Here is a 12,772-nt window from a genome sequence, read left to right on the forward strand (position 1 = left end):
GTTAATGCGGGATCAACAAAATTCATTGTATCGGCTTTTTACATTTATCGCAAACTTTTACCTTTTGAGGGAAATCTAAATGACCGTTTTTTCGCTGTAAGGGATATCCAAGCGCACAAGATCCTCATAGGACTCCCGTTTTATAATCAAGCGGCTTGTTCCGTTTTCAACAAACACGACCGCAGGCCTTGGAATACGATTATAGTTGCTGGCCATTGAATAACAGTACGCGCCGGTACAGAAAACTGCCAATATATCACTTGTCCCTGCTTCAGGAAGCGGCAAATCCCATATCAGCATGTCTCCTGTTTCACAGCATTTGCCGGCAATGGACACAATCTCTTCCGGTTTTTCATCCGCCCGGTTCGCAATGACGGCATCATATTTGGCATCATAAAGCGCCGTCCTGATGTTGTCGCTCATCCCGCCGTCAACCGCAATGTATTTTCGTATATCGGGCACTTCCTTGCGGGAACCGATGGTATAAAGTGTTGTTCCGGCATCTCCGACAAGGGATCGCCCCGGCTCTATCCATATTTCCGGCATCGGCAGCAACAGCCTCTCCGTTTCCCTTTTCACCTCCAGGATCATTTCTTCAACATACCGTTCAGGTGTAAGCGGTTTGTCCTCATCCGTATAACGAATCCCAAAGCCGCCCCCAAGATTAAGCACTTTGGGAGTGAATTGGTACGTGTCTTTCCATTCACCGACTTTTCCTAAAATTTTCCTTGCTGCCAATAAAAATCCTGTCGTTTCAAATATTTGCGAACCGATATGGCAATGGAAGCCCAACACATTCAGATAGTCGCTTTCCAACGCTACGGCAAGTGCTGTTTCAGACTGTCCATTTTGCAAATCGAACCCAAATTTTGAATCTTCTTGCCCCGTTGAAATATAATCATGCGTATGAGCTTCAATTCCCGGTGTAACACGCAGCAAGATGTTTACCTTCTCATTCCTTATTTGGCAAAGATGATGAAGCATATGGAGCTCATGAAAATTGTCAACGACAATGCAGCCGATCTTATGATCAAGCGCCAATTTCAGTTCTTCTTCGCTTTTGTTGTTCCCGTGAAAATGGATTTTTTCCACCGGGAATTTTGCCACAATCGCCGTATAAAGCTCACCGCCCGATACGACGTCGAGCGACAAACCCTCTTCATGAACGAGCTGCAGCATGGCTACAGATGAGAAGGCTTTGCTTGCGTATGCCACTTGGGATTTTACGCCCAATTTTTCAAACATATATTTAAAGGATCTGGCCCTTTTTCTAATTAAATCAACATCATAAACGTATAGCGGCGTACCGTATTTTTCCACAAGCTTTACGGTATCGCAGCCGCCGATTTCCAGGTGCCCTTCACGATTGATCTTGGCCGTCCCGTTTAATTGCATATATTTTCCCTCCACAATGCATGTATAATAACAAAGCAATCGGTAACTCGTTCCGATTGCTTGCCAAGTCAAAACTTATTTACCATAAGTAAACAATACTTTATCATAATATAAACCAATCTGCAATTTATTTTTCGGGTTTGACTGGCCTTTGGCGGACCCTGTTTCTCGGATGAACAATGCTTGGGCGCAATATGCTCCCGGGTACGGGACGCCGAATGAGAATTTGATAGAGCGCAACGGGATGAAATGGCAAAAGCGGCCATAAATAGGGAGCATTCAAAGGCCGGAATGAAATTAAAAAGAGGAAGTAAACCATCACTCCGACAATGAAGCCGGGAGCTTTAAAAATCGCCACACAAATAAGCAGCAGCATCCGAAATATTTTATTGGCCACACTCAATTCGTAACTTGGAGTGGCAAATGTGCCGATGGCGGCTATAGAAACATACAGTATGACTTCGGAATGAAATAAACCGACATCGACGGCAATTTCCCCGATCAGAACTGCCGCAATTAATCCCATGGCGGTTGATAGCGGCGTCGGGGTATGTATGGCCGCAATTCGCAAAAATTCGATTCCGAGATCCGCAACGATTAATTGAACGATGAGGGGGATATCAGATTCTTTATTCGGACCGAGAAAAGCAAAATTTTCCGGCAGCATGGACGGCTCTATGACGAACAAGAACCATAACGGCAGCAAAAATATGGATATCCAAATGCCGAGAAACCTCGTCCACCTGACGAATGTTCCCACAGCTGGCGATTGGCGGTATTCTTCCGCATGCTGGACATGATGAAAAAACGTTGCAGGCGTAATCATCACACTTGGGGATGTATCAATGAAAATCAGGACATGCCCCTCCAATAAATGAATGGATCCTACATCTGCCCTTTCTGTATAGCGGACAAGCGGGTAAGGATTATAACCCTGTTTAAGCAAAAACTCCTCAATCGTCTTATCCGCCATCGATATTCCATCAATATGAATGTTTTCCAATTCCTTTTTCACTGTATCAATCAGCTGGGGGTTTGCGATCCCGTCTATATACCCGATCGCCACATCCGTTTTGGATCTTTCACCAACTTTGATTATTTCAAAGCGGAGCCTTTCATCGCGGATTCTCCTGCGGGTCAATGCCGTATTGACGATCAGGTTTTCTACATATCCGTCCCTGGATCCCCTTACCACTTTTTCCGTATCGGGTTCCTCCGGTTGTCTCCCTGGATAGCTCCGGACATCTACAATCATTGCTTTTTTCTCGCCTTCAATGGCAATCCCGATCAGGCCTGATAATACTTGATCCGCCATTTCGTCAAACGTTTTTACATATTCGACAGATTCGTGGACAAGCCGGTTCTCAATGATTTCAGGCAGACTTTCGGCAGATATTTCTTTATCGTTCACGTGAACGAGTTCTTTTATTAATTCAACGATGAATTGAGTGTCGGAAAGTCCGTTCACATAATAAAAATGGACCTTCCTTTTTAAAATAACAAGCTTTCTCTGTCCAATATCAAAGCTCGTCCCAAGACCAACCCTGTCTTTAAAGTATTTCTCCAATTGTTTTAGATCAGCCGGAATCTCCATAAATTGCTTTTCTGCTTTTTCAGCCATACAAAGAGCTCCTTTAACGCGATTATTGATATTTTATAAAATAGAGCCATTGAAACAATGAGCCTGCAATTTTACCGAAAACAAGGGACATTAATAATAAGATCAGTTTTCCTTCCATACCGATCCGTTTGGACAAGATCGGCAAGACATTCAACACTTCCGTAAGCGCGGCTGCGAGCATGCCGATAAACAATCCGTTGGCCAATCCGATCGGAATTAACACGCCTGAATACAGCCTGACGGACCAGTTTCGCAGATCGAACAAAGATGAGATGACGACACTGATAATGACTGCCCATTCATATGCATGAATATGGTGTCCCGTTTTTGTGAGCTGGGTCAATCTTGGAATGATCCCCAGCACAGTTAAAAAAGCAACAAAACCGATTCCCACGGCCAGCCCGCCAGCCAATCCGATGAAAATGGTACAAAACACGCTAACGATCATCAATCGGTTCTGCACTTTCTTTCTTTTTATGAAGTACAACAAACTTGTCCATATCTTGTTGATAGTTAAACATTTCTATTTCCAGCGGGCTTGGTTCTTCATTGATTCTCTTTTTGAATAAATGATTAAAAAAGAGGATCATGCCTATACCCAGTCCAATCGAATATGGAATTTGCAGCAAATACGGCCTGTCGTTTTTTGTTCCGGTCAGCATCCAATACAGCTTTTGGTGAAGTGCCTGCATGCTTGTCTCTTCATGGAAGTTCATAATCGTAAGCCCAGAACCGACAAACAGGAGCAGCCAGACAGCGATGAATAACGGAAAATTGGTCTTTGATTTTTTCACAAATTCAATAATCGTTTCCTCCGGTCCAACTGTTTGAATCTCGATTTTCGGAAATTGCCGTCCAATCTTTTCTATGACCGTTAATGCATCGATAACAATGAATTTATTTTCCCCGCCTGTTTTCACATGCAGTTCCAGTTCATTTAATGTTTGCAGCATATGTTCCGGGGCAATGATGCCGGCAATGTCACCGAGCCTGATGGTCCGATTTTCTTTTATTTCCACCCGGTGTCTCATTTGAATGTATATGATATCCTCCATTTTTCCACTTCCCAATACATTTGTGTCGTTTATTATGCTGCAAAACGGGAATGTTCATGCATCCGGATTGGACCATAAAAAAAAACGCATGGACTACGTGGCATCCATACGCTCTTTCATTTGCTCCAATATTTTCTTTTCAAGACGGGAAACCTGCACTTGCGAAATGTCCAGCCGCTTGGCCACTTCCGATTGGGTTTGGTCTTTATAATATCTTAAATAGACGATCAGCCGCTCCCGTTCATCCAGGCCCCGAATGGCTTCCTCAAGGGCTATTTTGTCAAACCATTTATGTTCAGCCTGGTCGGAAAGCTGATCCATCAATGTAATGGGGTCGCCGTCGTTTTCATAGACGGTTTCATGAATGGAAGCGGGAGATCTGCCCGCATCCTGTGCCATGAGGATATCTTCAACCGTTACGCCGAGTTGGTCTGCAATTTCGGTAACTGTAGGGACTCTGCCATTTTTCTTTGCAAGCTCATCTTTCGTCCTTCTGATTTTATTGCTTAATTCTTTTAGCGACCTGCTCACCTTGACCGTGCCATCATCACGGATAAACCGTTGAATTTCCCCGATAATCATCGGAACGGCATACGTTGAAAATTTCACATCATAGGAAAGATCAAATTTGTCAACGGACTTTAAAAGCCCAATGCTGCCGATTTGAAATAAGTCGTCCGGCTCGTACCCCCGGTTTAAAAATCGCTGGACAACCGACCAGACAAGCCGCATGTTTTTTTCCACGAGCAAATCCCTTGCTTCCTGGTCACCAGCCTGGCTTCTTTTTATATATTCCTTTACTTCCTCGTCCGTTAAAAAAGAGGCATTTGCATTTTTTTTAAGTTCCACATCCATAGGCGCGGCTCCTTAATTGCATAACGCTTTATTTTTCGTTAAATACTTGATTAAGCGAATGGTTGTACCTGTACCAGGGTGTGATTCAATTTCCAGGTGATCCGTAAAATTTTCCATAATGGTAAAGCCCATGCCGGACCGTTCCATTTCCGGCTTCGTTGTGAACAGCGGCTGCCTGGCTTCTTCAATATCAGGAATTCCGACACCGTTATCCCGTATCACCAAATCGACCTTTCCATCCTCAATGGCAGCGGAAATATACACAATTCCTGCCGGATTTTGTTCGTAGCCGTGGATGATGGCATTTGTAACAGCTTCCGACACGACTGTCTTCATTTCAGTCAATTCATCCATCGTCGGATCGAGTTGAGCGACAAAAGCGGCAACAGTCACTCTGGCAAATGATTCATTTTGGCTGAGTGCGCTAAATTGAATTTGCATCTCGTTCCTCATCTTACGCAACCCCCAATCTTTTGAGTGCAAATTGCTCTGAAGATTCCAGTCGGACAATTTTAAAAAGGCCGGACATTTCAAACAACCTTTTTACCGGCGGAGAAATGGAGCAGACAACCATTTCTCCTTGTTTCAGTTTGACTTCCTTATATCGGCCAAGGATTACCCCGAGCCCCGAGCTGTCCATAAAGGCAAGCTTTTCAAGATTCAGAACGAGATGTAAAATATCATTTTCTTCCATTTCTGCGCTAATCTTGTCCCGCAGCATTCCGGCGGTGTGATGATCCAGCTCCCCGGATAGACGAATGCACAAAACATCTTGTTTTACTTCCATATCCATTGTCAAACCCACTATGCACAGCCTCCTTAAATGTCGATAGTGAGTTAATTCTATTTTGAAGTTCCCGATTCCTTCCTCGTGACAAAACTAGAAACTATTCGCTAAAGTATTTCAATTATCGTTATTTTATCTGTGTAAATAACCCGAAAGATCGCTTATACAACTGCCACCAAGTTGCTTTTTCCACATCTTTTTCAACGACAAGCGGAGCGGACAGCAATTGTTTTCCGTCTTTTTGAATGATGATCCTTCCAACTTCGTCACCTTTTCTTAATGGAGCCTTGAGGTTTTTATTCAACTTCACTTTCGTTTGAAAGTCTTTTGCTTCTTCTCCTTTTTTCGTCAAAATGGAAATGGGCTCTCCTGTCAATGCGTTAACTTCCTTCAACGATCCTTTGCTGATTTTCGCTTTTCCAAGTACCTTTCCTTTGGGATAAAGAGAATGGGAAGCGTATTGCGAAAAAGCATAGTCCAGCATTTTTGTAATTTGGGCATTTCTGCTTTTGGAGGTCGGCGCCCCAAACACGACGGCAATGACGCGCATCCCGTCTTTTTTCGCAGTGGCCGTGAGGCAATACTTCGCTTCACTCGTAAAACCCGTTTTTAACCCGTCCACTCCCGGATAAAAACGGACGAGTTTGTTCGTATTGACAAGCCAAAATTTTTTATCTGTATCTTCACGCAAATACGATTCATACAGCTTGGTGAAATTTGTAATCTCTTCATGTTTTAACAATTCTTTTGCCATCATCGCCATATCATGGGCCGTACTGTAATGATCTTTCGCTGTCAAACCTGTCGGATTTTGAAATTTTGTATCTTTCAATCCCAATTCTGCTGCCCGCTTGTTCATTTTTTCTACAAACGCTTCTTCACTCCCCGCAATCCGTTCGGCGAGTGCGACAGAGGCATCATTTGCCGAGGCAATGGCGATGCCAAGCAACAGTTCCTTCACTGTCATTTCTTCACCAGCCTCAAGAAAGATTTGTGATCCCCCCATCGAGGCGGCATGCTCACTCGTTCTGACTTTTTCATCAAGCTTGAGCTGGCCGCTGTCGAGCGCCTCCATAACGAGCAGCATCGTCATCACCTTTGTCATCGATGCAGGCGGCAGTTTTTCGTGGCTGTTTTTCTCGTATAAAACGGTTCCTGTACCCCGCTCAATTAAAATGGCCGATTTTGAATCATCCGATAGTTCAGTTTTTTTCTCGGCTGCCGATACGGGATCCGATATAAAAGCAGCGGCAAAAAGCAATAAAGATAAGAATACTGCGGTGAATCTCTTCATCCTAACCCCTCCAATTATTCTTTTAAAACCGGGAAAGTTTACCAGCTATCCCCATTGTCTCCTGGAAGCATTTTTTTATACGATGTTTTAAAAAAATAATCGGCCAAACAAATCATTAACGCCAGGAGACAATATGTCTCCTGGCGTTTCATCGGTTATTGGGGCTCCTCCATTAACAATTCCAAAAAGCTGTTCCCGGCTCCGGTCCATTTCACCCGGAAGTTGGCGGCCACTGTTGCGCCGACATCCGCGAAAGATTTGCGGATTGGCAGCTCGCCCCCGCTCAGGAACCTTTTTGAGTAAACCAACAGAGGAACATATTCTCTTGTATGGTCGGTTCCATGATGGGTCGGATCATTGCCATGATCCGCAGTGATGATCAATAAATCATCGTCTTTCAATCTGGCGAATATTTCCGGAAGCCGCTCATCAAACTGTTCGAGCGCTTTGGCGTACCCTTTTGGATCACGCCTGTGCCCATATTTGGCATCAAAGTCAACAAGATTGATAAAGCTGATCCCGTTAAAGTCTCTTTCCATCGTTTCTATCAGCCTGTCGACCCCTTCCATATTGGAAGTTGTCCGGATTGACTCGGTGATTCCTTCCCCGTCGTAAATATCATGTATTTTTCCGATCGCAATCACGTCCAGGCCGGCATCAAGCAAATGATTCAGGACGGTTGGCTTGAACGGCTTTAAAGCATAGTCATGGCGGTTGGCGGTTCTTTGAAAATGGCCGGGTGTTCCAATAAATGGCCGGGCAATGACACGCCCCACTTTAAATTCGTCCGCCAAAGTAATTTCCCGCGCTTTTTTACAAATTTCATACAGCTCCCCAAGCGGAATCACTTCTTCATGGGCCGCGATTTGCAAAACAGAATCGGCAGAGGTATAAACGATCAAAGCACCGGTTTTCATTTGTTCCGGCCCAAGCCTTTCAATGATCTCCGTTCCGCTGGCCGGGATATTGCCAATAATCGACCTGCCCGATGCTTTTTCCAGCTGGGTGATCAACAACTCCGGGAATCCATTTGGAAATACTTTAAATGGATGGCTCGTAATTAAACCCATTAATTCCCAATGCCCTGTCATCGTATCTTTTCCCATGGACGCTTCCCGCATCTTTGTATAATAGGCAAGGGGCGGATCGGCCTTCTCGATTCCTTTGATTTCCTTTATATTGGAGAGGCCAAGCCTGCCCATATTGGGCATCTTTAAGCCGTTCATTTTTTCGGCGATATGTCCAAGCGTGTCTGCGCCTATGTCTCCGAAATCCTTTGCATCCGGCGCTTCTCCTATTCCGACAGAATCTAAAACGATGATATGAATTCTTTTGTATGACATTCCCTGGGCCTCCGTTTTTTTCAAATTGTCGATCTAAAAGTATCATACCCTTACCAAGGCCATAAAAAAACCGCTTTTCGCAAAGCGATTTTCAAGCGCGCGGGTGGTATTTGGCATACATATCTTTTAATCTCTTTTTTGAAACATGTGTATATATTTGAGTAGTGGATATGTCAGCATGACCGAGCATTTCCTGAACCGCTCTGAGATCGGCGCCATTTTCCAGCAGATGAGTGGCAAACGAATGCCTGAATGTGTGCGGAGTGATTTCTTTTTGGATGTTTGCCTTCTCGGCCATTTTTTTTACGTTTTTCCAAAACCCCTGCCTTGCCATCCGCTTTCCATGATGGTTTAAAAATAAGGCATTCGTTTTGTGTTTTTCTTTGCGCAATTTTGGCCTGGCATTTTGCAAGTATGATTCCACAGCCCCGATCGCCGCGGAACCGATCGGAATGATTCGTTCCTTGTTGCCCTTCCCGATGCAACGAACAAATCCGATCGTCAAATGAACATCATCCACATCCAGATTCAGCAGTTCGCTCACCCTTAGGCCTGCTCCATACAAAAGCTCAAGCATGGCCCGGTCACGCATGCCGAATACGGTTGTCGAATCAGGCGCTTCCAGCATCGATTGCACCTCATTGATGGACAAGACCTTCGGCAGCACTTTCTCTTGCTGCGGCGATTCGATATGGACCGTCGGATCTTGCCTTGCGACGCGTTCCCTCAGCAAAAATTGGTGAAAGGAGCGAATGGATGCGATATGCCTTGCCAGGGTCCTCGTTGATTTTCCTTCGCCCCTTAACTGGCCCAAAAATTGGATGATATGCATTCTTGTAATATCATTATAATTTTTGAGCATGCAAATATTTTGAATATAGCCGAGATAGCTTTCCAAATCGCGTTCATAAGATTTTATCGTATTGTCTGCCAACCCCTTTTCCACAACCATAAAATGGATAAAATCTTGAAGTTCGTCTTTCATGTTCCCTACTCCCCATTTAAGTAAAAAAGCATGAGTCGGGAAAACCAGCCGCTTTTCTGGTCCCCGCCTTGCTGAATTACCTTGATGGCCGTTCCTTCCGGTTCGTCATAACGGCGATAATTTTCGTATTCCTGGCTTATCAAAATCATACCATAATAAAATAAAATCGTGCATGCAGCAAACAATAAAAACACTCTGATGGTACCAAAAATCATCTTCAAAAAGCTTCCCATTTCCACCCAACCTTTAAATCTTTTTTTCGAACAAATTCGTATTACAATGATATGCTCATCTTGTCCAAATTTATACCTTCAGGGTTGGGAAAACAAAAAACGCCTTTCCGTTAAATAGGAAAAAGGCGTTACTTTTCTTTATCATTTTTATGATTGCCTTTTTTGGGGTCCGGTTTTCCTTGACAGCGCCAGCATATCCCGTGAAAAGTCAATCGATGGTCTTTGATTTTAAAATTCCAGTCATGTTCGACGACTTTTTCCACATCACCAAGCAAATCCTCCTGAATTTCGTCGACTGCCCCGCACTCTATGCAGATGAGATGATGATGGAAATGATCGGCACCTTCTTGCCGCAAATCATATCGGGAAACCCCGTCCCCAAAATTAATTTTATCAACTACTTTTAATTCGGTCAGAAGCTCCAGCGTCCTGTATACCGTAGCAAGGCCTATTTCCGGTGATTTTTCTTTAACCAGAAGATAAACGTCTTCCGCGCTCAAATGATCATCTTCATGTTCGAGCAGCACCCTTACTGTGGCTTCACGCTGAGGAGTAAGCTTATAGCTTGCGGAATGCAATTGTTTCTTTATTCTTTCGATCCGGCTTTCCATTTTATGTATCTCCTCCCTCGCCACCGTCTTTTATATTATATCAGACAGAAGCGAATAATCAAATTAAAATTATTATAAAATGGAAGGAGGAATCATTGAGAATACTATCCGTTAAAGGAGGCCAGAATAGACTTCATCAACACTGGAGCTGCATAGGCTTCGATGCTGGCAGCCACTGTAATGACAGCAATAACGGCTATATACGACATAAAATATCGGGCAAATTCAGGAACGATCTGATATGAAAATCCCTGCCTGATAAAAATTTTTCTGATCAGTTTAATTGAAAACGCAATCGACATCGCACCGATAAAAATATAAACCGGAATGATGAACAGATTTTGCGGCAGGAGTGTTGCGAAAGCCAACAATAATCCATTCCAGCCCATTTGATGGACAAGAAAACCGACCGAAAATCCAATGGTGACCCCTTTTAGAAAAAGCAGGATTAAAATTAATGGAAATCCAATGATTGAAATGCCGAGCACCCACATCAGCCCGACAAATTTTACATTATGAAAGAAACTGATCTTTAACAGTTCTTCTGCCTCACCGATTTTTCCATCGGCAACTTGTCCAAAAAAATGATTCAAGTAATAAAACAAATCTTCCTTTTGGACAGCGGACAAGTTGTTGACGATGACTGCCCCGAAAATGATCCCCATTACGAACAATATCATGATGAAACAGTAAATAGAAAAATAAAATTGGATGTGACGCGTGATAAAATTAGACGAAAACCGTTTCCGCATATGCTGCTTCCCTCCGTTCTACGATTGTTACATCTTATGAACGGGAAAAGCAGCATATGACTTAATGACAACAGGAATTTCTTTCCTGGACAAGATGGAAAATCACCTTCTGGCAACTTTTCCGTAACGCCCCCCGCCGCCTTCTTCAAGCTCGAGGCGGCCCCTCCTCGCTTTTACAATCATATCCGAGAGCTGGGGCTTGATCACTTCTTTTAAATCTTCTTCTTTCACACGATGCAAAATATTCATTTCAGTACCGAAGTGGCGATATAACGTTTCTTTTGTTTTTGGGCCAAGACCGGGTAAAAAGTCAAGCGGCACCTGGTGGATATAGGGAGGGCGCTTCGGAGGTGCTTCGCTCCCGGCCAGCTCGGCAATCCTTTCCGAAACGCCTTTCGTAAACTTTTCCGATCCGCATTGGATGCACACGTCTCCTTCCTTTAAAGCAAAACATTTGGCACATGCCGTCCGATAATATTTGCCAAGAAAAGGGTTTAATCCGTAATTTTCGACAATATGATGGCCATCCTGCTGATTTAGCGCTTTTTGAATGGATAGGAAAGTGGGTGATGCCAAATGCATTTTTTGGTATTCTCTTGCCATTTTCGGAAGAGAGTGGGCATCCGAATTGGATAGAAAGGCATAGCGATGCAGTTCGCCAATTTGATCGGCCATCGATGTATTGGAACTTAACCCGAGTTCCACTCCATCGATGCCATCCGGTTCTAATACTTCCGATAAGGACCTTTTCACCCCTTTTCCATATAAGCTTTTAAAAGGGGTAAACACATGGGCGGGAATAAACAGCCCGCCCAGGGAGCGGACCGTTTCCTGAATGATCGCTGCACTTTCATATATGCGTTGTGTGCTAAGTTGAATATTGGTTACCCGTTCAAAAAGCCATGAGGAAAATGCCTGCAACGACCGCAATGTTGGAAAATAAGCAAGGACATGAATCGGCCCGCTGCATTTTTCATCCAATAATTCCATTTCAACACCCGGAATCAGTGTCACATCTTTCTGAAACCGAAAGCCGCCTTCTCTTAATTCCACCAAGTCATCCGTTTTTAGAAGCATGATGATTTCCTCAATCACTTCAGGTGAATGGCAATCTATGACGCCGACGATATCCAGTCCTTTTGGAAAACGGGCAGCCTTTAAAATGTTTGTCAAAGTGAGGTTTTTGGCTGCCGTAATTTTCACCGGTTTCCCTGTATATGTTCTTCCAATGTGAATATGCAAATCGGCAAAGTAGTCCCTCATGATTGTTTCTGCCCCAAAAGCTGCATGAATTGGACGGCAAAAACGGTTTTGGCATCGTGAATCCGTTTGTCGCAAATAAATTGCAAAGCTTCCTCCAAGGTAATTTCATATAATTCGACAAACTCGTCATCATCCCCGTCCAAAGGATTTTCCACTTTCTCCAACTGCTCCGCATAATAAAGATGGATTATTTCATCGGCAAATCCGGGAGAAGTATAAAAAGAAGTAATGTATTCCATATGTTTCGTGCGGTATCCCGTCTCTTCTTCCAATTCCCTTTCAGCAGTCACAGCCGGATCCTCACCGGGCTCCAGCTTGCCTGCAGGTATTTCAACAAGAGATCTTTCCAGCGCTTTTCGGTACTGTTCCACCATCACGATCTTTCCGTCCTTCGTTACTGCGATGATGGCCACTGCGCCAGGGTGGCGCACAATTTCGCGTTTTGATGTATTTCCATCAGGAAGCACAACTTCGTCCACCTGAACGTTTATGATTTTCCCTTGAAAAATGGGGTTTGAACGGATCGTTTTTTCTTCAAACTTTTTCAACTTTCTCAGCTCCCTGTTCTATTTCTTTTC

The 12,772-nt window shown here is 43.9% G+C and carries 15 protein-coding genes; all 15 read right to left on the bottom strand.

The window, feature by feature from the left end; translation table 11 throughout:
- Positions 1–75: 75 nt before the first annotated feature.
- The 15 genes from lysA to AB1L08_RS02990 all read right to left on the bottom strand — a co-directional run bounded on the left by lysA (position 76) and on the right by AB1L08_RS02990 (position 12,742).
- On the bottom strand, positions 76–1,395 hold the full coding sequence (gene lysA, locus AB1L08_RS02920) for a diaminopimelate decarboxylase (protein WP_413063178.1): 1,320 nt from the start codon (positions 1,393–1,395) through the stop codon (positions 76–78).
- Between the two features lie 127 nt (positions 1,396–1,522).
- Positions 1,523–3,016 carry a spore germination protein gene (locus AB1L08_RS02925; RefSeq protein ID WP_413063179.1) on the bottom strand — a complete coding sequence of 498 codons (1,494 nt, stop codon included), beginning with the start codon at positions 3,014–3,016 and terminating at the stop codon, positions 1,523–1,525.
- A gap of 22 nt (positions 3,017–3,038) precedes the next feature.
- Positions 3,039–3,464: a stage V sporulation protein AB gene (locus AB1L08_RS02930; protein ID WP_413063180.1), complete on the bottom strand. Its 426-nt coding sequence runs from the start codon at positions 3,462–3,464 to the stop codon at positions 3,039–3,041.
- Entirely contained in the window at positions 3,454–4,071 is a 618-nt protein-coding gene (locus AB1L08_RS02935; protein ID WP_413063181.1) for a stage V sporulation protein AA, read from the bottom strand. Before AB1L08_RS02935 ends, AB1L08_RS02930 begins: the two co-directional genes overlap by 11 nt.
- Before the next feature lie 93 nt (positions 4,072–4,164).
- Positions 4,165–4,926, bottom strand: a complete 762-nt coding sequence (sigF, locus tag AB1L08_RS02940; RefSeq protein ID WP_413063182.1) for an RNA polymerase sporulation sigma factor SigF — start codon at positions 4,924–4,926, stop codon at positions 4,165–4,167.
- 12 nt (positions 4,927–4,938) lie between these two features.
- A complete protein-coding gene (spoIIAB, locus tag AB1L08_RS02945) occupies positions 4,939–5,379 on the bottom strand; it encodes an anti-sigma F factor (RefSeq protein WP_413063183.1) in 441 nt (146 codons plus the stop codon).
- 1 nt (position 5,380) lies between these two features.
- Positions 5,381–5,719, bottom strand: a complete 339-nt coding sequence (spoIIAA, locus tag AB1L08_RS02950; protein WP_413063292.1) for an anti-sigma F factor antagonist — start codon at positions 5,717–5,719, stop codon at positions 5,381–5,383.
- Between the two features lie 121 nt (positions 5,720–5,840).
- Entirely contained in the window at positions 5,841–7,007 is a 1,167-nt protein-coding gene (locus tag AB1L08_RS02955) for a D-alanyl-D-alanine carboxypeptidase family protein (RefSeq protein ID WP_413063184.1), read from the bottom strand.
- 155 nt (positions 7,008–7,162) lie between these two features.
- Positions 7,163–8,350: a phosphopentomutase gene (deoB, locus tag AB1L08_RS02960; protein WP_413063185.1), complete on the bottom strand. Its 1,188-nt coding sequence runs from the start codon at positions 8,348–8,350 to the stop codon at positions 7,163–7,165.
- A 91-nt stretch (positions 8,351–8,441) separates the two neighbouring features.
- Entirely contained in the window at positions 8,442–9,335 is an 894-nt protein-coding gene (gene xerD / locus AB1L08_RS02965; protein WP_413063186.1) for a site-specific tyrosine recombinase XerD, read from the bottom strand.
- A gap of 5 nt (positions 9,336–9,340) precedes the next feature.
- The gene (locus tag AB1L08_RS02970) at positions 9,341–9,568 is read right to left on the bottom strand and encodes a YqzK family protein (protein WP_413063187.1); all 228 of its coding nucleotides are present in this window, start codon (positions 9,566–9,568) and stop codon (positions 9,341–9,343) included.
- 128 nt (positions 9,569–9,696) lie between these two features.
- The gene (gene fur, locus AB1L08_RS02975; protein WP_413063188.1) at positions 9,697–10,179 is read right to left on the bottom strand and encodes a ferric iron uptake transcriptional regulator; all 483 of its coding nucleotides are present in this window, start codon (positions 10,177–10,179) and stop codon (positions 9,697–9,699) included.
- Between the two features lie 104 nt (positions 10,180–10,283).
- Entirely contained in the window at positions 10,284–10,931 is a 648-nt protein-coding gene (spoIIM, locus tag AB1L08_RS02980; protein ID WP_413063189.1) for a stage II sporulation protein M, read from the bottom strand.
- Positions 10,932–11,033: 102 nt separating this feature from the next.
- Positions 11,034–12,194 carry an endonuclease Q family protein gene (locus tag AB1L08_RS02985; RefSeq protein ID WP_413063190.1) on the bottom strand — a complete coding sequence of 387 codons (1,161 nt, stop codon included), beginning with the start codon at positions 12,192–12,194 and terminating at the stop codon, positions 11,034–11,036.
- Positions 12,191–12,742 carry an NUDIX domain-containing protein gene (locus tag AB1L08_RS02990; protein ID WP_413063191.1) on the bottom strand — a complete coding sequence of 184 codons (552 nt, stop codon included), beginning with the start codon at positions 12,740–12,742 and terminating at the stop codon, positions 12,191–12,193. Before AB1L08_RS02990 ends, AB1L08_RS02985 begins: the two co-directional genes overlap by 4 nt.
- Positions 12,743–12,772: the final 30 nt, after the last annotated feature.

This window comes from Siminovitchia jepli, assembly GCF_047228825.1.
Lineage (GTDB): Bacteria > Bacillota > Bacilli > Bacillales > Bacillaceae_C > Siminovitchia.